Raw genomic sequence first — 21,057 nt, 5'->3', positions numbered from 1 at the left:
TCGCCTGTGGATCGTTCAGCCAAGTTAACGTTATCCCGCCTTTGGCGGGGGCACGCTCGCCGCGGACATGGACCTGCCGCCCCCCAGTTGCGATACTAACCTTCTGTTAAGGCTGTCGTCCTGCGGCTGCCGGCCATCGGCAAAGCGAGGAAGGAAAGCCAAACCTATGCGGTCAAATCTTGCGTGATGAGTGACGCGGAATTCCAGATCCAGGCGCTCGGCGATGTCAGGCTGGCGGACCATGCAACGAGCCCGCTGCCGGCATGGCTGTGGTCGGCCGACGGCGCACGGATCCTGTGGGCCAATCCGGTCGGCGCGCAGGTATTCGGTGCCGCCAACGGCACTGAGCTGGCGAAGCGCGCCTTCGGCCCGGCCGATCCGCATCGCCGCCAGGTCGCACGGCTCGGCCACGCACTTGACGTCAACGGCGCAGTGAGGCTGGAGCGGCTGCGCGGCTTCGGAGCGGCGCCCGGCATGCTCGCGACCTGCGGTTGCAGGCGCATCGACCTGCCGGACGGCAGCCACGGCGTCCTGATCTCAGCGCTCAACGCGACCGGCCGCGGCATGACGCTCGCCGAGCGATTGCAGCGGCTTGTCCAGGGACTGGAGCGGCCCGCCGCCGCCTTCACCGGCGACGGACTTCTGGTCGCAACCAACGAGGGCGCACGTTCGCTGCCCGGCCTGCATGATCTCTCGGAGGCCGGTCTCGATGCCGCGCGCGACGAGGCGCTGACGCAGGGCCGCGCGGCCGCAAGCGTTGCGATCGGCCGCGTCGTGCTGCACCGGATCGGCCGCGGCGCCGATCGCGCGCTGGTCGCGTTGATCAAGCCGGCTCCGCATCTCGCCGCCAAACCGGCGGCGCCGATCGTGCCTGAGCCGGCTGCCCCGGAGACGGCAATCGCTGCCGCGACAGCAGCGCAGGAGCCAGCAGCCACAGAGCCGCCGCCGGCAACGGTCGCTGCCGAACAACCGGCCGCGCATCATGATGATGCGCCCGCGCCGGCGAGCGAAGCGCCGGCCACCTTCACGCTGTTCGATGCGCTGGATCCTGCGCCGGAAGAAGCGGCCGCAGCCGAGCCGATCATCAGCGCGGCTGAAGCCGCGCCTGCGGACGCAGCGCCATCTCCGGCGGCAGCAGAGACGCACGCGGAGACAGCGCCTGCCGAGGCCGCGCCTCTCGACACAACGCCTGACGAAACTCCCGCGGTCGAAGAGCCGCTGTCGGAAGCACTGATCGAAACACCCCCTGAGACGCAGGTCGCAGAGCCCACGCAGCTTGCACCGCCTCCCGCGTCGGCAGAGCCCGCGCATGCAGAGCCGGCACCGGTCGAGACCGCGGCGTTCGACACAACGCCCGACGAAACTCCCGCCGTCGAAGAACCGCTGTCGGAAGCGCTGATCGAAATGCCCGCTGAGACGCAGATCGCAGAGCCCGCGCAGCTTGCACCGCCTCCCGCGTCGGCAGAGCCTGCGCATGCAGAGCCGGCACCGGTCGAGACCGCGGCGTTCGACACCACGCCCGACGAAACTGCCGCCGTCGAGGAGCCGTTGTCGGAAGCGTTGATCGAGGTGCCCGCTGAGGCACAGGTCGAACAGCCCGCCCCGGAGCCCGCACCTGCGCTCGAGGAGACCGCACGCGCGCCGGAAACATCAGCACCGCCGGCCGATCCCGTGCTCTCGCCCTATGCGATCGCGGATGCGCCGCCGCCCACAGCCGAGCCGGCACCCGCGACATTGGCGCCGGTGCCACCGCCCTCCTGGCTCGACGAACCGCTGCCGGTGCGCCGGCATCCGCTGCGCTTCATGTGGCAGATGGATCATGAGGCCCGCTTCTCACTCGGCTCCGATGAATTCACCCGCCTGATCGGCCTGCACACCGCGGCCGGCTTCGGCCGGCTGTGGAGCGACATCGCCGAGAGTTTTGGCCTCGATCCCGAGGGCCGCGTCATGCAGGCCTTCGCCAGCCACGACACCTGGAGCGGCATCACGCTGCACTGGCCGGTCGACGGCGGCGGCCGCCTGCCGGTCGAACTGTCCGGCCTGCCGGTGTTCGACCGCTCCAGGAATTTCGCCGGCTACCGCGGCTTTGGTGTGTGCCGCGATCTCGACGGGCTTGCGCGACTCGCCGCCTTGCGCCGCTATGAGTTCTTCAGCGGCGCGATCGCGCCGCAATCGCTGTCGGCCGGTGTCGCGCCGGCGCCGCGCACCGATGCGCCGCCCGGCCCCGCCGCGCCGCAAGACAATCCTCCGCCGCATGCGGAGCCGCCGCCCGATACGACCGCAAGTGCACCACCCGAGGAATTGACCGAGCCGATAGCAGCAGAGATTTCACACCAAGCCGATCCGGATCACGCCGTGGAAACGCACGAGGAAACGCACGAAGTGCGTCACGACCCGCCACCGAATGTGGTGCCGTTCCGTCCCGCCGGCGACACGCGGCCGCCATCGCTGACGCCGGTCGAGAACAACGCCTTCAACGAGCTCGCCCGCCAATTGTCGGCGCGGCTCGAGAACGAGGCTGGCCTCACTGCGACGGCGAACGGCAGCGCCGCCGCCGAAGTGGTCGCCGACGAGTCTCCCGCAAGCGAGCCGCCGCAAGCGGCGGAGGCCGCTCTTCAGCAAGAAAAGGTTGCGCGGCAAGACGCGGTCGCGCAGCCGGAGGCGCCGGCCAACACGCCAAAGCCAGGCTGGCTGAACGAAGCCGCGCCCGCGCCGCGCGCCGACTCCCGCCGCGACCGTGCGCTGCTCGATCTGCTGCCGGTCGGCATCCTGATCTACCGGCTCGACCGCCTGCTCTATGCCAACCACGCCTTCCTCACCCGCATGGGCCATGACAGCCTGCACGCGCTGGAAGCCGCCGGTGGGCTCGACGCGCTCTATGTCGAGCCCGGCGTCTCGCAGGCGAGCAGCACGTCCGGCACCGGCACGCCGGTGACGATCTCCGCGAACCAGAACGGCGATCACGGCGCGCAGTCGGTGTCCGCGGAGGCGCGGCTGCACACCATCAGCTGGGACGATGATTCCGCGCTGGCGCTGATCTTCTCGCGCACGCTCGACGAGGACGCCGCGATCGCCGCCGCCCTCTCCGATCCGGAGCCGGAGGCAGTAGCCGCGGAGCCGGTGCTTGCACCACCGCCACCGCAGGCCGGCCAGGCCGACGCCGAGGAACTCGGCGCGATTCTCGACACCGCGGCCGAAGGCATCATCATGTTCGATGCCGAGGGCAACATCCATTCCTGCAACCGCAGCGCGGAAGCGCTGTTCGGCTATGACGGCGACGAGTTCATCACGCGCAATCTCGCCGATCTGTTCGCGCCGGAGAGCAGGCAGGCCATCTTCGATTATCTCGCGAGCGTGAAGTCTTCCGGCGTCGCCAGCCTGCTCGACCACGGCCGCGAGACGCTCGGCCGCGTCCGACAGGGCGGCATCATTCCACTGTCGGTGACGATGGGCCGCACCCGTGCCGACGGGCCGAACTTCTTCGCCGTGTTCCGCGATCTCTCGCAGACGAAAAAGAGCGAGGGCGATTTGCGCGAGGCGCGGCGGCTCGCCGAGCGCGCGGCCAACGCCAAGTCCGACATGCTGGCGCGGATCAGCCACGAGCTGCGCACGCCGCTCAACGCCATCATCGGCTTTGCCGAGGTGATGATCTCGGAGCGGTTCGGCGCGCTCGGCAATGAACGCTACGCCGAATACATGAAGGACATCCGCGCCTCCGGCGAGCGGGTGATCGCCATCGTCAGCGACCTGCTCGATCTGTCGCGGATCGAGACCGGCAAGCTCGACCTCGCCTTCACCAATCAGAACCTCAACGAGATGGTGGAGAGCTGCGTCGCGGTGATGCAGCCGCAGGCCAACCGCGAGCGCATCATCATCCGCACCTCGCTCGCGCACACGCTGCCGCCTGTGGTCGCCGACGCCCGCGCGCTGCGCCAGATCACGCTGAACCTGATCGGCAACTCGATCCATCTCGCCAATGCCGGCGGCCAGGTGATCGTCTCGACCGCGCTGTCGGATTTCGGCGAGGTGATGCTGCGGGTGCGCGACACCGGGCAAAGCCTCAACGACAACGAGGTCGCCGCCGCGCTGGAGCCGTTCCGCGCGCCGACCCCGTCCGATCACGCCGGCTCCGGCGGCGTCAGCCTGTCGCTGACCAAGGCGCTGGTCGAAGCCAACCGCGCCAAATTCCAGATCAGGACCGGCGGCCGCACCGGCACGCTGATCGAGGTGACCTTCGCCCACGCCGCCGCGAGGGCGTGATCGGCAGGGCGCGCGCGATTCAACGGCTTCCTCGCTTCCGCGTCTGGGACGCATCGGCGGCAGGGCTCCCTCCCCCCTTGCGGGGGAGGGTTGGGGAGAGGGGTGCCACACGGCGCGCTCTCCAACTCATCTACCAACATCACGCGGCCGAGATTGCGCGAACGAGCCTTCATCGCAGATCTCTCCCGGGGCCCCCCTCTCCCCACCCTCTCCCGCAAGGGGAGAGGGAGCCTAGAAGCGTGCTCGCCTCACGTCATGATTCACCACAGTTGAGGGTCCGCATCATGCGTGAAGTCGTAGCGCGCGCCGATGAATCTCGTTCGTCGATTTCCTTGTGAGGGACGCACCAGCGGACGGGTTCCCTCCCCCCTTGCGGGGGAGGGTTAGGGAGAGGGGTGCCACACGGCGCGCGCTCTCCAACTCATCTACCAACATCACGCGGCCGAGATTGCGCCAACGAGCCTTCATCGCAGATCTCTCCCGGGGCCCCCCCTCTCCCCACCCTATCCCGCAAGGGGAGAGGGAGCCTAGAAGCGTGCTCGCCTCACGTCATGATTCACCACAGTTGAGGGTCCGCATCGTGCGTGAAGTCGTAGCGCGCGTGCCGATGAATCTCGTTCGTCGATTTCCTTGTGAGGGACGCACCAGCGGACGGGTTCCCTCCCCCCTTGCGGGGGAGGGTTAGGGAGAGGGGTACCACACGGCACGGCCTCTCCATTCAGCATGCTTCAACGCAGCGCGACCGAGATTGCGAGAGCGAAGCTCGCTCGATCATCGCGTCCGGGGCTTACCCCTCTCCTCACCCTCCCCCGCAAGGGGGGAGGGAGCCTGAGAGAGTGCTCACCTCACGTACGAGCCAGAGTCACAAGCCGCCACGCCTTACGGCTGCTTGATCTCCAGCCTCTCGCGCTTGCCGGCGGCGATCGAGAACGGCTTCTCGGCTTTCTGGCCGTCGGCATAGATGGCGACCGCGACATAGTCGCCGGCGCTGAGCGCGACGTTGACGGCTGCATCATACGTCACCGAGACGCGCTTGCGCTCGTCATTGATGTCGCGCTCGGCGCCCAGGATGTCGATCTCCTGGGCACCGTCGGCCTTGATCCCGACCACGCCGGCGTTCAGGTTGACGTTGATCCGGGTCGGCGCACCGGATTTCACCTCCGCGCGCGCCGTGCCCCTGGCCTCGCCGATCGCGACCTTCACGTCGTAGCTGCCGCTCGGCAGATCGAACTTCGACTCGGCCTCGTAATCCTGCGCAACCTTCTCGCCCTCGTCACCATCGGCCTTGGCCGGCTGATGGATCGCGACCACCAGGTCTTTCTCGACCTTGGGGCCGCCCTCGGCATAGGTCGAGGTCACGATCAGCTTGCCGACGTCGATCGTGAGCTGGACATTGCTCGAGTCGCCGGCGGCGACCGAGAACGGCTTGCTGGTCTTCGACTGTCCCTTGGTCAGGGTCAGCGTATAATTGCCCGCGCCGAGCACGAAGCGCGGCACCGCGTCGTATTCCTGCGCGATCAGCTTTCCGCCCTTGTCGGAGACCTGCCACACCACGTCGTCGACCTTGCCGGCACCGCCGGCCACCGCGCCTTCGCTGGTGACGTAGCCGGCGTCGAGGATGACATCGAGCGCGGCCGGCTTGCCCTTCTCGACCTTGAGCGGAAACTCGCGCTTGAGCTGGCGGTAGCTCACCTCCACGATGTAATCGCCGGGCGCGATGTTGTCGGCGAACGGCGCGCCGTAGAAGGTGTTGACATGCTCGCCCTTCTCGTCGCCGGCGCGCTTGTAGACGCCCCAGTTGACGTCCTCATCGCTGATCGGATCGAGCCCTTCGGCAAGCCGCGCCACGCCGCGGATGTTCTTGCCGAGATAGGGATCGGCGACCGGCTTCTGCGGCGCCTCGCTTACGACCTTGGTGCCTTGCGTCGCCGCCACCGCCTTGGTCAGCGCGCCGGTCAGGCTCGCGGCATTGCCGGCATCGAGATAGACCCCGCCGGTCGCGCGCGCGATGCATTGCAGCTGGCTCTTCGCCGCGGGATCGGCGACGTCGAGGCCGATCACGTGGGCGGTGAAGCCGATGCCGGCCTTCTTCAGCTCGGCCGCGGCCGCGCACGGATCCGGCGCGCAGGTCTCGATGCCGTCGGAGACCAGGATCACATTCGCCTTGTTCTCGGTGGAGTGCAGCGCCTCGGCAGCCGCGCGCAACGAATCCGAGATCGGCGTCTTGCCCTTCGGATTGATGCCGTCGACCGCGGCCTTGATCCTCGCCGGATCGAACTTGCTGACCGGCACCATGAGCTCGATGTCCTTGCAGTCACCCTTCGAGCGATGGCCGTAGACCATCACGCCGAGACGATCGGCGGGATTCCATTTCGACAGGATGGCATCGACCGCCTGCCGTGCAGCGGAGATCTTGCTCTGCCCATCGACCAGGCCCCACATCGAGCCGGAAGCATCGAGCACCAGGATGGTGTCGGTCCCCGCATTGGTCCCTTGCGCCTGCGCTTGCGCGCCGTGAGGTGACAGCAACGCCAGGCCAAGCGACAGCAGGCCGGCAACGAACGAGCGGCGAAAAACCTTAATCACGGATCAGTCCTCGATGATGGAGACAATCGGAGGGCAAAGACGACTACGACAGCCGTCGTCCTGACACTTGGACTATCACGACAAGCGTTTGGACTGACGCGACACGCGGATGACAATTAGATTGCTTTGCGAGGTCGACCGTGACCGCAGACGTGAGCGCCGTCACATGACACGGCTTTGCACGCTGCCGTGCATTGTGGCCTGCAAGCCGCAACATACTCGGTGTCGTCCCTGCCTAGTGCGCAATTGCGCACGGGAGCAGGGACCCATAACCACCAATGGTCATATTGAGCGATGCTGGAACGATGAGTTCCGTTCACCGCATCCGCCGCGGAGTATGGGTCCCTGCTTTCGCAGGGACGACAACGGTGTATGTGGCCGCGCTCCAGCCCTCAAATCCCGCGCGCAAATCTGCGAAAGCCCGGCGCGCCGGTCATCGCCTCGAAGGCGGCGTCGCGTTTCTCTTCGGCGAAGGCGAAGCCGGCCCTGGTGTAGCAGTGTTCGGCCGCGTCGTTGCCGATCAGGAACGAGATCGACGCCCGCGCGTAGCCTGCCGCCTTGCCGTCGGCGAGTGCGCGGCGGATCAAGTCCTGCACCAGTCCACCGCCGCGATGCGAGGCTTGCCTGGCGACATGCTCGATCAGCCAGTCGCCTTCGCCGCCCTGCACCCAGCAGTTACGGGCATAGGCGCCGCGCGCGATGATGGCATCGGCATCCATGCCGGTCTCGGAGGCGACCTCCTCGATCGCCGCGCGTGCCGCGACGACCGTTCCGGACGCAGGCATCGCGCACAGCGCCGCCGCCGGCACGCCATCGACTTCGGCGACCAGGAAATGCGCGACGTGGTACCATGACCGCACCCGTGCCACGGCGAGCCGCGTCATGAACGCCAGGCACTCCGCCTCCGGCCGGTCGAGCGCGATGTCGAACCAGCCGCGCGGCAGCGGGCCGCGCTGCGCGGCCAGGACGACGCGCGCGATGAAGGGAGCGTCGTCGGATCGTGCGGGACGGATCGAGGATCGTCCCGCGCCGGTCATCTCAGGTGTTCTTCAGCGCGACGCGGAATTCCGCCTCGGTCTTGGCCTTGACCTCGTCGAGTGTGACACCGTCGGCGAGCTCGATCAGGGCCATGCCGTCCTTGCCGTGCTTGTCGATGGTGAAGACAGCGAGGTCAGTCACGACCATGTCGACCACGCGCTCGCCGGTCAGCGGCAGATTGCACTGCTTGAGCAGCTTGGCGCCGTCCTTGGCGGAATGCTCCATCACCACGACGACGCGCTTGACGCCGGCGACGAGGTCCATTGCGCCGCCCATGCCCTTCACCATCTTGCCGGGGATCATCCAGTTGGCGAGGTCGCCGTTCTGCGCCACCTGCATGGCGCCGAGGATCGACAGATCGATATGGCCGCCGCGCACCATGCCGAAGGAATCGGCCGAGGAGAAATAGCTGGTCGAGGGCAGCTCGCTCACCGTCTGCTTGCCGGCGTTGATCAGGTCGGCGTCGACCTCGTCCTCATAGGGGAACGGGCCCATGCCGAGCATGCCGTTCTCGCTCTGCAAGCTGACGTCGATGCCGTCGGGAATGTAGTTCGAGACCAGCGTCGGAATGCCGATGCCGAGATTGACGTAATAGCCGTCGCGCAATTCCTTGGCGGCGCGGGCGGCCATCTGTTCACGGGTCCAGGCCATGAGGCTCTCCTGAAAAGGTTTGATTTAGGCTGCGGGCCGCGGACGGGTGTTGCGGAACTCGATCCGCTTCTTGGCCGTGCCGACCTCGATGATGCGCTTGACGAAGATGCCGGGGGTGTGGATGTGGTCCGGGTCGATCTCGCCGGCCGGCACCAGATGCTCGACCTCGGCGACGGTGACCTTCGCGGCGGTGGCCATCATCGGGTTAAAGTTGCGCGCGGTCTTGCGGTAGACCAGGTTGCCGGCGGTGTCGCCCTTCCAGGCATGGACGATGGCGACGTCGGCGAACAGGCCGCGTTCCATGATGTACTTCTCGCCGTCGAATTCCTTCACTTCCTTGCCTTCGGCAATCAGCGTGCCGACGCCCGTTTTCGTGTAGAAGGCCGGGATGCCGGCGCCGCCGGCGCGGATGCGCTCGGCGAGCGTGCCCTGCGGGTTGAACTCGAGCTCGAGCTCGCCGGCGAGATATTGCTGGGCGAACAGCTTGTTCTCGCCGACATAGGACGAGATCATCTTCTTGATCTGGCGGGTCTCCAAGAGCCGGCTCAGGCCGATGCCGTCGACACCGGCATTGTTGGAGACGACCGTCAGCCCCTTGACGCCGGAATCGCGGATCGCGTCCGACAGGGTCTCGGCGATGCCGCAGAGGCCGAAGCCCCCCGACATGATCATGATGCCGTCCTTGAGGAGACCATCGAGTGCCGATTTGGCGTCGGGATAAACTTTGTTCATGCAGCGAATACCTGATGGAGGGCGCGGAACGGCTGTGACAATGCGGATTATTAGGCGAAATCTTCGCAATGCGTCAATCACGGCCCCGTGCGGCGACGGGCGACACCCTGCGACATCAACATGGCCTTGAAAGCGTCAAGAAAACCCTTCAAGTTGCGTGGGTTGGCAGGGGCCCTCCGGCGAGCGCCCGCTGTGTTCGACGACGACCCGACAAAACTCAACCCGACCCGGATATGTCATTGACGATGGCCCAAGGAATTAAGCGCCTGGGGATGCCGATCGCGGCGCTTTTCGGCCTGGCGCTGGTCGGGCTGGTCGGAACGTCGTGGTTCCTCAACCGGGACGCGCTGCAGCGCGCGGTGGAGGCGCAGATTCGCGCCGTAACCGGGCTCGAACTGGTCATCAACGGCCCGATCGACGTTTCGGTCTTTCCCGGCAGTTATGTCTCCTTTCATAATGTCGGGCTGAAGGGCGCCGACACCACCGACCCGGCCCTGCAGGTCGACGTGCTGACCGCCAATCTGCGCCTGCTGCCGCTGTTGCTGCGGCGGTTCGAGATTGCCGACGTCATGATGCTCCGCCCGCATATCCATGTGGTCCGCGACGGCGCCGGCGAGAGCAACTGGACCCCGTTCGTCGAGACCATCGCCAAGGCGATGACGCCAGGCGCCGAAAATCAGGTGTCGTTCTCCGAGATCCGGATCCAGGACGGCGAGCTGAACTACGAGGACGGCACCAACCGCATCGCCGAGAAGCTCGGCGATATCGATTTGTCGCTGGCCTGGCCGTCGATCTCGCGGTCGTTTGCCGCAACCGGCCAGTTCGACTGGCGCGGCGAGCGCGTCGACGGCTCGATCAGCGCCAGCGATTTCGTCGCCCTGCTGTCCGGCGACCGCTCCGGCCTCAAGGCCCGGCTCGCCAGCGCGCCGCTGAAGGTTGCATTCGACGGAACCGTTGCCAACCGCACCAGCCTGATGATGGAAGGCACGGCCACCATGGACAGCCCGTCGCTGCGCAACGCCTTGCGCTGGATGGGCCAGGCGCCGCCCGGTGGCGGTGGCGGCTTCGGCCGCTTCGCGCTGAAGGCCCGCGCCAATGTGGTCGGCGGCTCGGTCGCGTTCACCAATGTCAATGTCGAGCTCGACGGCAACGTCGCCGAGGGCGTGATGACTTACGCCAATAACGGCCGGCAGACGCTGCAGGCGACGCTTGCCGCCGGCAACCTCGATTTCACGCCCTACATCTCGACGTTCCGCCTCTTGGCCAGCGGCCAGCGCGATTGGAACAGGCAGCTGTTCGACCTGTCCTCGCTGTCCTCGACCGATCTCGACATGCGCCTGTCGGCCGCCAAGGTGACGGTCGGCCCCTCCAAGCTCGGCCGCACTGCGTTCGGCGCCAATCTGCGCGGCGGCGCGCTGGCGCTCAGCGTCGGCGAGGCGCAGATGTATGGCGGGATCGCCAAGGGTTCGTTCGCGATCGCGCGCTCCGACGCGGTCGCCGATGTCCGGGCGCAATTCCAGTTCACCGACGTCGATCTGCAGGCCTGCGCCAGCGAATTGTTCGGCATCAACAAGCTGTCCGGCCGCGGCAACCTCAACGTCTCGCTGACCGCCTCCGGCTCGAGCCCGTTCGGGCTCGCCTCATCGCTCGACGGCACCGCCACGCTGAACGGGCATGACGGCGCGATCGCGGGCTTCAATGTCGAGCAGCTGTTGAAGCGGCTGGAGAAGCGGCCGCTGTCCGGCGGCGGCAATTTCCGCTCCGGCTCGACGCCCTACAACAATCTCAGCATCTCGGTGAAATTCGCCGACGGCGTCGCGACCGCGGACGACATCCATGTCGAGAGCCCCGCGGCGAAGATCACGCTGACCGGCACCGCCTCGGTGCCGTCGCGCGAGTACGATCTCAAGGGCGTCGCGAGCCTGACCTCGTCCGCCGCCGGCGGCAACGGGTTCGATCTGCCGTTCGTGATCCAGGGCCCGTGGGACGATCCCCTGATCTTCCCCGATCCGGAAAGCCTGATCCGCCGCTCGCCCGCATCCGCCCCGCTGCTCGATGCGGTGAAGGATCGCAAGACCCGCGACGCGGTGCGTTCGGTGATTGAACGCTTCACCGGCGGCACCGCGAAGCAGCCGGCGCCGGATGCTGCGCCGAGCGCGCCCGGCAGCGGCACGGCGACGTCGGCCGAGAATGCCAAGTCGAACTGACCAAGTCGAACTAGCCAAGTCGAACTAATCAAGTCGAACTGACCGATCCATTCACTTTCCGCATGGATGTGCCGGGACCGATCCACGCTCGCGCGGCGAACCCCTACAGAAGTCGTCGATGCGACATCTTTATCAGGTCACAGGCATGCGCTAGTGTTTTACCCAACCGGTTAAAATAAACCGGCGTCATGAGGGGAGAACAACGTGAAATCCAAGGTTATCGGTGCGCTATCAATTGCGGTCGCTGCGGTCGGCCTGTTCGCCGCAACTGCACCCGCTCTGGCCCAGGGCAAGACGATCACCGTCTGGTGGGGCAAGGGATTTTACAAATCCGAAGATGACGCGCTGCTCGAGACCATCAAGAAATTCGAAGCCAAGACCGGCATCAAGGTCGAACTGTCGCAATACGCGATCCAGGACATGATCCCGAAGACGGTCGCCGCGCTGGATTCCGGCACCGTGCCCGACGTCGCCTATTCCGACACCTACGACGTGCAGGCCCAGGGCAAGTGGGCGTTCGAGGGCAAGCTCGAAGACCTCTCCGACATCATGCTGCCGATGAAGGATGCCTTCGCGCCGAACACGCTGGAAGCGGCGCTGCTCTACAACGACGTCACCAAGAAGAAGTCCTATTACGGCTTCCCGCTGAAGCAGCAGAGCATGCACGTCCAGATCTGGGGCGACATGCTGGAGAAGGCCGGCTTCAAGGCCGCCGACATCCCGACCAAGTGGGAGGACTACTGGTCGTTCTGGTGCGACAAGGTGCAGCCGGCGATCCGCAAGGCGACCGGCCAGCGGATCTACGGCGTCGGCCAGCCGATGGGCGTCGAATCCACCGACTCCTTCCAGTCGTTCTACACCTTCATGGACGCCTACCACGTCAAGCTGGTCGACGATGACGGCAAGCTCTTGGTCGACGATCCCAAGGTGCGCGACGGCTTGATCCACGCGCTGAAGGACTACACCGACACCTACATCAAGGGCTGTACGCCGCCCTCATCGACGACCTGGAAGGATCCGGACAACAACGTCGCCTTCCACAACAAGACGATCGTGATGACGCACAATTTCACGATCTCGATCGCGGCGAAGTGGTTCGAGGACTCCACCAACCCGGCGCTGACCGACGCGCAGCGCGCGGCCGGCAAGCAGGCCTATGAGCAGGACATCATCACGGCGTCGTTCCCCAAGGCACCGGACGGCTCGACGATCAAGTACCGCTCCGACGTCAAGACCGGCCTGATCTTCGCCAACGCCAAGAACAAGGCGGAAGGCAAGCAGTTCATCGCGTTCCTGATGCAGGAAGACAATGTGCGGCCCTATGTCGAGGGTGCGCTCGGCCGCTGGTTCCCGGTGACCAAGGCCAGCCAAGCGAGCCCGTTCTGGCAGGCCGACCGGCATCGCAAGGCGGTGTGGAATCAGTTCACCGGCGGCACCGCGCCGTTCGACTTCACCAAGAACTGGAAGTTCACCATCCTCAACAACGAGAACGTCTGGGCCAAGGCCATGAACCGCGTCGTCAGCGAGAAGGTGCCGGTCGACAAGGCCGTCGACGAACTGATCGCCCGCATCAAGCAGGTCGCGGGGTAACGTCAGCGATGACCGGCGCGAACGTATGTCTCCGTCGTCCCTGCGAAAGCAGGGACCCATATGCCGCGGCGGTAATTTTGAAAGATACTGGTGACCGGCTTTCGTGCAACAACGAAAGCCGGTGGTTATGGGTCCCTGCTTTCGCAGGGACGACAGGGTAGGTTCTGGCGACACCTCGCTTCAAAAGTTCACGGGCTGCAAGAGTTCACGAATGGCGATCACGCTCTCCGCATCCGATGCCCCCTCGCCGCCGCTGTCGGCGCGGCTGACGCCGCCGCAGGTCTGGGGCATCGTGCTGCTCGCGCCCTATCTGCTCGTCTTCCTCGCCTTCGTGGTCTATCCGGTCTGCTACGGCCTGTGGCTGGCGCGCCAGCCATCGAGCTATGTCGCGCTCTATCACGATCCGATCTTCGCGCGCGCGGCGATCAACACGCTGATCTTTTTGGTCATCGGCATCAACATCAAGATGCTGATCGCGCTGTTCCTGTCCGGCTTCTTCGCCCAGCAGCGGCCCTGGATCAGGTGGTTGTCGGTGATCTTCATCCTGCCCTGGGCGGTGCCGTCGATCCCGACCATCCTGTCGGTGCGCTTCATGCTCAATCCCGAATGGGGCGTGGTCAACCAGCTGATCTTCAAGTTCACCGGCGACGACGGCCCGAACTGGCTGAACGATCCGGCGGTCGCGCTCGCGATGGCGATCGGCGTCCACATCTGGAAATCGCTGCCGTTCTGGACGCTGATCCTGCTGACCGGGCGGCTCGCAATCTCGCACGATCTGTACGAGGCATCCGACGTCGACGGCGCCAATTGGTGGCAGAAGTTCCGCTACATCACCTGGCCGTCGATGCAGACGCTCTACATCACCTGCACGCTGCTCTCGATGATCTGGACGCTGGGCGACTTCAACAGCGTCTATCTGCTCACCGGCGGCGGGCCCGCCGACCTCACCCACGTGCTGTCGACGCTCGGCATCCGCTATCTCAGGCTGGATCAGCTCTCGCTGGCGATGGCCTCGATCGTCTGCGCCATGCCGTTCGTGCTGCCACTGGTCTATTTCATGATGAAACGGTTGTCGCGATGAAGCTGCCCACCCTCCGCGACGTCGGCACCGAAGCCAAGCTGCTGCTGATCGGCATCCCGGTCTTCATCTGGACCATGATCCCGATCTACCACATGTTCGTGTTCGCGATCTCGCCGAAGGAGGACGCATTCTCCGGCAAGCTGTGGCCGACGCATCCGACGCTGCATAATTTCTCGATCGTGTTCCACCAGCAGCACTACTTCCTGCGCGACTTCTGGATCCAGTTCTGGAATTCGACCGTGATCGCGCTCGCGGTCGGCGCGCTGACGCTGTTCGTGGCCACCGCCGCCGCGTTCTCGATCTCGCGGCTGCGCGTGCCGGGCGGCCGCGCCGTGATGAACCTAGCGCTGTTCACCTATTTCATCCCGGCGGCGTTCCTTGCCGTGCCGATGTACCGCACCATGGGCACCTACGGCCTCCTCAACAATCACTGGTCGCTGATACTCGCGATGGTGACGATCGCAGCGCCCTACGCGATCTGGGTGCTCAAACAAGCCTCCGACAAGCTGCCGGTCGAGCTGGATGAAGCCGCGACGATGGACGGCGCCACCACAATGCAGCTGTTCCGGCTGGTCTATGTGCCCTTGATGATGCCCTCGCTGGTCGCGGTCGGCACCTACGCGATCCTGCTCGCCTGGAACGAATATCTCTACGCGTTCCTGCTGCTCTCGAAGGATACCGACATCACGCTGCCGGTCGCGCTCGGCAACTTCCTCGCCGCCGACGATTCGCCGTGGGAGCTTCTGATGACCACCGGCTTCATCTACGCGCTGCCGCCGGCCGCGGTCTATTACGCCTTCAAGCGCTACATGGTCGGCGGGCTGACCGCCGGCGCCGTCAAGTCGTAGGGGTTGGCGCAGTCTCGGCTCACCTCTCCCCGCCGGGGAGAGGTCGGATTGCGAAGCAATCCGGGTGAGGGGGCCGCGGCACTAACGAGAGACCGTAATCCCTCACCCGGCGCTGCGCGCCGACCTCTCCCAAGGGAGAGGTGAAGCACGAGTTCAACCATCATGCTCTACAGCGGCGCGGCGCTCTCGCCGCGCGCGTTCGACAGTTTCGAGGCGAACGAGGCGATCACGATGATGACGGCGATCAGCGCAATCACCAGCGTGCAGATCGCGTTGATCTCGGGCTTCACGCCGAGTCGCACTTCCGAATAGATCCGGATCGGCAGCGTCGCCGAGCCCGGCCCGGTGGTGAAGCTCGCGATCACGACGTCGTCGAGCGACAGCGTGAACGCCAGCATCCAGCCGGCGATGATCGCAGGCAGGATCAGCGGCAGCGTCACCAAAAGGAAGGCGCGCACCGGATCGCAGCCGAGATCCATCGCGGCTTCCTCGAGGCTGCGGTCGAGCGCGGTCAGGCGCGACTGCACCACGACGGTGACGAAGCACATCGTCAGCGTGGTGTGGGCGATCGTCACCGTCCAGAAGCCGCGCTCCGCGTTCAACGCCACGAACAGCAAGAGCAGCGACAGGCCGGAGATCACCTCGGGCATGACCAGCGGCGAATACAGCATGCCGGAGAACAGCGCCCGCCCCCGGAACCGCTCGCCCCGCGCCAACCCGACCGCCGCCAGCGTGCCCAACAATGTCGCCAGCGTCGCCGACACCGCGGCGACCGACAGGCTCATCCACGCCGCCTCCAGCATGGCGCGGTCGTTGAAGAACTCGTGGTACCAGCGCAGCGACCAGCCGCCCCAAACCGTCACCAGCCGCGAGGCGTTGAAGGAGTAGATCACGAGGATCCCGATCGGCAGATAGAGGAACGCCAGCCCCGCCGCCAGCGAGGTCATGTTGAAGCGCGTGAGCCTGGTCGCGGTGCTCGCCATCAGCGGTTCGCCGCGAGCTGGCGGCGTTGCAGGCGATCATAGAGCACGAGCGGCGGCACCAGCAAAAGCAGCAACGCGACCGCGGCAGCGGATGCCACCGGCCAGTCCTTGTTGGTGAAGAACTCGAGCCACAGCGTCTGCCCGATCATCAGCGAATTGGAGCCAGCAAGCAGGTCGGGGATCACGAACTCGCCGACAACAGGGATGAAGCAGAGCAGTGCACCGGCGCCGACGCCCGGCAGCGACAGCGGGAATGTGACCAGCCAGAACGCTTGAAGCGGCGAGGCGCCGAGATCACCCGCGGCCTCCAGCAGCGAGGCATCCAGCTTCGAGAGCGTCGCATAAAGCGGCAGGATCATGAAGGGCAGATAGGAATAGACGATGCCGAGATACATCGCGCTGTCGGTCGACAGCCAGACCACCGGCGCCGACACGATGTGCAGCGCCAGCAGGATCTGGTTGAGCAGGCCGTCATGCTGCAGGATGTTGATCCAGGCATAGATGCGGATCAGGAACGAGGTCCAGAACGGCACAATGACCAGCATCATCGCCACGCCCTGCCAGCGCTGCGGCAATCGTGCCATGCCGTAGGCGATGGGGTAGCCGATCAAGAGCAGGATCAGCGTCGAGGTCACCGCCACGACGAGGCTGCGCAGATAGGACAGGATGTAGAGATTGTCCGATATCAGCAGGCGGAAATTGTCGAACGACAATTGCGCAAAGGCGGCCGCCAGCGCCGCGCGGCCTTCGGTGAAATCGAACACCGGCGTATAGGGCGGCTGCGCGATCGCGGTCTGCGACAGGCTGATCTTCAGCACGAAGCCGAACGGCACCAGGAAGAACAGCACCATCCACAGATAGGGTGCGATCGCGGCGAGCCGCGCCGGCCGGGCGAAGATGCGGCGCGCGCTCATTGCTCCAGCACCAGGCAGTCGTCGGCAGTGAACCACGCCACCACGCGCTGGCCGGCGAGATAGGCGTCGACGTCGAGCCGCGCGGTGTTGGCCATCGACGAGCGTACCACCGCGCCGGTCTCCAGCTTCACCCGGTAGCTGGTCACGCCGCCGAGATAGTTGACGTCGATGACGACGCCTTCCAGCCGGTTGATCGCCTGCGATGCGCCTGCGTCCGTTGCCGGCGCGCGGCGCGACAGCTTCACCTTCTCGGGGCGGATCGCGACGCTGACGACCTGCTTGGTCACCGGCGGCCACAGCTCGCTGACCGCGAGGGTGCCTGCCTCCGTCGTCTTGACCGTCAGGCGGCCATGATCGCGCGCGGCGACCTCGCCGTTGAACAGATTGATGTCGCCGACGAACTCGGCGATCCAGCGCGAGGCCGGCGCCTCGTAGAGATTGCGCGGGGTGGCGACCTGGACCAGCCGGCCAGCGTCCATCACGCCGATCCGGCCGGCCATGGTCATCGCCTCCTCCTGATCGTGGGTGACGATGATGAAGGTCATGCCGAGCCGGCGCTGCAGCTCCATCAGCTCGCCTTGCGTGCTCTCGCGCAGCTTCTTGTCGAGCGCGGCGAGTGGCTCGTCGAGCAGCAACACCTGCGGCCGCCGCGCCAGCGAGCGCGCCAGCGCGACGCGCTGCCGCTGTCCGCCCGAGAGCTGGTCCGGCTTGCGCTTCTCCATCCCCTCGAGCTTGACCAGCGCCACCATCTCCGCGACGCGGATCGCGATATCCTTGCGCGCCATGCCGGCGCGCTTCAGCCCGAACGCGATGTTGTCGCGCACCGACAGATGCGGGAACAGCGCGTAGTTCTGGAACATCATGTTGACCGGCCGCTCATGCGGCAACACCTGGGCGATGTCGCTGCCGCCGAGCAGGATGCGGCCCTCGTCCGGCGTCTCGAAGCCGGCGAGCATGCGCAGCAGCGTGGTCTTGCCGCAGCCGCTCGGGCCGAGCAGCGCGAAGAACTCGCCGGCGCGGATGTCGAGCGAGAGCTTGTCGACCGCGCGGAAATTGCCGAACGATTTGGCGACGCCCTCGATCCGCAACAGCGGCATGTCCGAGACGGCCGGTTCAGGCAACGGCTTGGCCGCCTCCGCACTCGCTTCGCCTGCTATCACGTCCGTCAGCCCCGATTCCCCGCAAGGTCCAATCCTGCCGGCAAGCTAGCGGCGGATCGCCACCGGCTCAACCGCCTCACGGACATCTCCCGCAATATTGTCGGCGTCGGCGCCCCTGCCGGGGCGTGCACTCATCAACGCCTTACGTCGGCTTTGAGGTACAAGCCGGAAGGCACTTGCTCAGTTCTTGCCGCTTTTGACCCGTAGCGGACGGCGAGCGCGCATATCAAAATCTCAGGGTTGCACCGCAAAGAACACAAATACGGCGAAGATAACGAGGTGCACGATGCCTTGGAGGACGTTGGTGCGGCCGGTTGCCAATGTAATCATGCCAAGAACAAGTGTGAGAGCAAGTAGGAATTGGTCTTTGACGTCGAGACCTAGTTCGAGGCGCTGCCCGAGGATAATGGACACCGCTGCGACAGCGGGGATGGTCAGGCCAATCGTCGCGAGCGCCGACCCCAAGGCCAAGTTCAAACTGGTTTGCAGTTGATTTCCTTGCGCCGCCCGCAGAGCCGCTAAGCATTCCGGCAAGAGTACCAACGCCGCGATGATAATCCCCACAGTCGACTTTGGCATGTGAAGGCTTTCTATTCCAAGCTCCACCGTGGGGGTCAGTATTTTGGCGAGACCAACGATGGTGACCAGAGAGACGACCAGAAGGCCAGCACTTTCAAAAGCCATTTTGTTGGACGGCGGAGACGCATGCATCTCGTCATCGTTCGTCGCTGGCAGGAAATGCTCCCGGTGCCGCACTGTTTGCACGAAAACAAAGGAGCAGTAGAGCACCAGCGAAATCATACCCGCAAAAATGAGCTGCGGACGGCTATATAGTGGACCGAGTTCGCGCGCAGCAAAGTTGGGCAGAATCAGAGTGAGGCTCGTCAGCGCAGCCAAAACGGCCATCGCGGCGTTTGCGCCATGAACCTGAAAAACCTGCTCTCGATGACGAGCCCCGCCTATCAGCAAACACAGGCCAACGATGCCATTGCAGACGATCATGACGGCTGCGAAAACCGTGTCGCGTGCGAGCCCTGCATTTTGGTCTGGCGCAGAAATCATGACGGAGACGATCAAGGCGGTTTCTATCACCGTAACCGCCAGAGCGAGGATTAGCGTACCGAAAGGTTCACCAACCCGGTGGGCGACGACCTCTGCATGGTGCACGGCCGCGAATACGGTGCCCAATACAACGATCCCGGCGACGGCGGCGACGATCCCATTTCCTTTAAGGAATGGCGCAACGAACAGGACGACACAGGCTGCGGCAGGCCATGCTCTGGTCCAAAGCGGAATCTGCGTCCCAACCATCGGCCCCCCCCCGTCGTCGTTCAGCGCACTTTACAATCGCGAACCGATGCGGTCGAGTGATCTGGTTGGCGCGGCCCGCTCGACACTGAGGTGACGTCTCTTGTTGGCCCAACCCGGACCTCCGGCGATGTCCGCCCTTGCGATGCTGTTGAGGCTAGGCAGACGTAAGCCCCGAAGGCACGCTCGTTGCCTTTATGAGTACATGCCCTAGACTTCGCAGCCGAACTCGGGAGGACAACCGATGATTTGCGACCGCTATGGCCTGCCGCTGGCCACCAATTCGGACCGCGCCGCCGCCTATTATGTCGACGGCGTCGATCGGATGCTGGCGGCGCTGCACGGCGCCGATGCGGCGTTCGAGGCGGCGATCGCCGAAGACCCCGACTTCGCGCTGGCGCATCTCGGCCGTGCCCGCGTCCACCAGCTCAACATGGAGGGCGCCCGGGCCCGCGCCAAGGCAGGCGATGCACGGCAGCTGGCCGCGGCGGCAAGCCCGCGCGAGCGCCAGCACATCGAGATCATCGCATCCGCGATCGAGGGCCAGGGCAAGAAGGCGATGACGGCGGCCGAGCAGCATCTCGACGAATATCCACGCGATGCGCAGATACTCTCACTATTGCTCGGCGCCTTCGGACTCTATGCCTTCTCCGGCCGATCCGACCATGACGCGGCGCGGCTCGCGATCTCCGAGCGCTATGTCAGCGACTATGGCGACGATTGGTGGTTCCTCACCTATCTCGGCTGGTCGAAGACCGAGGCCGGCGACCTCGTCTCCGGCCGCGCCATCACCGAGCGCGGCTATGCGCTGAAGCCGGAGAGCGCCGGCGCCGCGCACGCCGTGGCGCATGCGCTGTTCGAGCAGGGCGACGCGGCGGAGGGCCGCAGCTTCCTCTCTGGTTGGCTGCCGGCGAATGATCGCACCAGCTTCCTGCAAGGCCATCTCGCCTGGCATCTTGCCCTGATCGCGATCGAGGAAGGCGACGCCGACAGTGCGCTTGCCATTTACGAGCAGCACATCAAGCCGGCCAACCGGCCCTATCCGCCACTCAACATCTACACCGACACGGCCTCGCTGCTGTGGCGGCTGACGGTCGCGGGCAAATCCGGTCTCGAAGCGCACTGGAAGGACGTCGCCGCCTATGGCGACGGCTATTTCCCGAAGGCCGGCGCGCATTTCGCCGACGTACACCATGCGCTGGTCGCAGCCACGACCAACAACGAGGCGCTCGAGACGCGGCTGGCCGAGATGGCGGCGCGCGACGCCGATGGCAAGCTGGCGCCCGGACCTGCCGCGATCGGGCTCGGCCGGGGAATCGCGGCCTTCGCCGCCGGCGACCATGGCAATGCCGTGCGCATCCTGGCGCCGCTGATGCCCGAGCTGGTGCGGATCGGGGGCAGCCATGCCCAGCGCGAATTGTGGGAGGACACGTTCATTGTCGCATGCCTGCGCGCGGGTCAGGGCCGGCAAGCAACGAGCCTGATCTCAGACCGGCTGCACCGGCGTCCATCGCGGCGCGACCTCGCCTGGTCGCAGGAGGCGGCGCGGCAATAGCGCCTTCTCCTTCCCCCTGAAAGGGGGAAGGTCGGGATGGGGGTCAGCCACAAGCGACGGTGTCTGGGGAGAGAGCAGATCCCCACCCGCTTTGCTCTGCGAGCAAAGCGACCTCCCCTTTTCAAGGGGAGGTTTGAGAGCCGC

At 65.6% G+C, this 21,057-nt stretch carries 14 protein-coding genes; 6 read left to right on the top strand and 8 right to left on the bottom strand.

Annotated features, from left to right (window positions below; translation table 11 throughout):
• The first annotated feature begins 186 nt into the window (after positions 1–186).
• Positions 187–4,260 carry a histidine kinase dimerization/phospho-acceptor domain-containing protein gene (locus BI327_RS15430; RefSeq protein ID WP_245334819.1) on the top strand — a complete coding sequence of 1,358 codons (4,074 nt, stop codon included), beginning with the start codon at positions 187–189 and terminating at the stop codon, positions 4,258–4,260.
• Positions 4,261–5,139: 879 nt separating this feature from the next.
• On the opposite strand, the gene BI327_RS15425 is transcribed toward BI327_RS15430, so the two are convergent.
• The 4 genes from BI327_RS15425 to BI327_RS15410 form a co-directional block, all read right to left on the bottom strand.
• Positions 5,140–6,846 carry a vWA domain-containing protein gene (locus tag BI327_RS15425; protein WP_076861296.1) on the bottom strand — a complete coding sequence of 569 codons (1,707 nt, stop codon included), beginning with the start codon at positions 6,844–6,846 and terminating at the stop codon, positions 5,140–5,142.
• 392 nt (positions 6,847–7,238) lie between these two features.
• Positions 7,239–7,883 carry a GNAT family N-acetyltransferase gene (locus tag BI327_RS15420; protein ID WP_076861294.1) on the bottom strand — a complete coding sequence of 215 codons (645 nt, stop codon included), beginning with the start codon at positions 7,881–7,883 and terminating at the stop codon, positions 7,239–7,241.
• A 1-nt stretch (position 7,884) separates the two neighbouring features.
• Positions 7,885–8,535, bottom strand: a complete 651-nt coding sequence (locus tag BI327_RS15415) for a 3-oxoacid CoA-transferase subunit B (RefSeq protein WP_076861292.1) — start codon at positions 8,533–8,535, stop codon at positions 7,885–7,887.
• Positions 8,536–8,559: 24 nt separating this feature from the next.
• On the bottom strand, positions 8,560–9,267 hold the full coding sequence (locus tag BI327_RS15410) for a CoA transferase subunit A (RefSeq protein WP_076861290.1): 708 nt from the start codon (positions 9,265–9,267) through the stop codon (positions 8,560–8,562).
• Positions 9,268–9,512: 245 nt separating this feature from the next.
• Between BI327_RS15410 and BI327_RS15405 the strand changes: the two genes are divergently transcribed.
• The 4 genes from BI327_RS15405 to BI327_RS15390 all read left to right on the top strand — a co-directional run bounded on the left by BI327_RS15405 (position 9,513) and on the right by BI327_RS15390 (position 14,993).
• Positions 9,513–11,474, top strand: a complete 1,962-nt coding sequence (locus tag BI327_RS15405; RefSeq protein ID WP_076861288.1) for an AsmA family protein — start codon at positions 9,513–9,515, stop codon at positions 11,472–11,474.
• Positions 11,475–11,678: 204 nt separating this feature from the next.
• Positions 11,679–13,064 (top strand): ABC transporter substrate-binding protein, encoded by a 1,386-nt coding sequence (locus BI327_RS15400; protein WP_076861286.1) that lies wholly within the window; start codon positions 11,679–11,681, stop codon positions 13,062–13,064.
• A gap of 211 nt (positions 13,065–13,275) precedes the next feature.
• Positions 13,276–14,145 (top strand): carbohydrate ABC transporter permease, encoded by an 870-nt coding sequence (locus BI327_RS15395; protein WP_076861284.1) that lies wholly within the window; start codon positions 13,276–13,278, stop codon positions 14,143–14,145.
• A complete protein-coding gene (locus BI327_RS15390; protein WP_076861282.1) occupies positions 14,142–14,993 on the top strand; it encodes a carbohydrate ABC transporter permease in 852 nt (283 codons plus the stop codon). Before BI327_RS15395 ends, BI327_RS15390 begins: the two co-directional genes overlap by 4 nt.
• A gap of 167 nt (positions 14,994–15,160) precedes the next feature.
• On the opposite strand, the gene BI327_RS15385 is transcribed toward BI327_RS15390, so the two are convergent.
• The 4 genes from BI327_RS15385 to BI327_RS15370 all read right to left on the bottom strand — a co-directional run bounded on the left by BI327_RS15385 (position 15,161) and on the right by BI327_RS15370 (position 19,361).
• Positions 15,161–15,976, bottom strand: a complete 816-nt coding sequence (locus BI327_RS15385) for an ABC transporter permease (protein ID WP_076861280.1) — start codon at positions 15,974–15,976, stop codon at positions 15,161–15,163.
• Complete coding sequence (locus BI327_RS15380; protein ID WP_076861278.1) at positions 15,976–16,890, bottom strand: ABC transporter permease; 915 nt, start codon at positions 16,888–16,890, stop codon at positions 15,976–15,978. Before BI327_RS15380 ends, BI327_RS15385 begins: the two co-directional genes overlap by 1 nt.
• Positions 16,887–18,059, bottom strand: coding sequence for an ABC transporter ATP-binding protein (locus BI327_RS15375; protein ID WP_076861276.1), 1,173 nt, complete (start codon positions 18,057–18,059; stop codon positions 16,887–16,889). Before BI327_RS15375 ends, BI327_RS15380 begins: the two co-directional genes overlap by 4 nt.
• Before the next feature lie 225 nt (positions 18,060–18,284).
• On the bottom strand, positions 18,285–19,361 hold the full coding sequence (locus BI327_RS15370) for a calcium:proton antiporter (RefSeq protein WP_076861274.1): 1,077 nt from the start codon (positions 19,359–19,361) through the stop codon (positions 18,285–18,287).
• Between the two features lie 322 nt (positions 19,362–19,683).
• On the opposite strand from BI327_RS15370, the gene BI327_RS15365 reads away from it, so the two are divergent.
• Complete coding sequence (locus BI327_RS15365) at positions 19,684–20,913, top strand: tetratricopeptide repeat protein (protein ID WP_083742140.1); 1,230 nt, start codon at positions 19,684–19,686, stop codon at positions 20,911–20,913.
• Positions 20,914–21,057 lie beyond the last annotated feature (144 nt).

Origin of the sequence: Bradyrhizobium mercantei, from assembly GCF_001982635.1 — a bacterium.
In the GTDB taxonomy this organism is placed as follows: domain Bacteria; phylum Pseudomonadota; class Alphaproteobacteria; order Rhizobiales; family Xanthobacteraceae; genus Bradyrhizobium; species Bradyrhizobium mercantei.
Note: the sequence above shows the minus strand (reverse complement) of the source record. Positions and strands in the feature narration are given on the sequence as shown.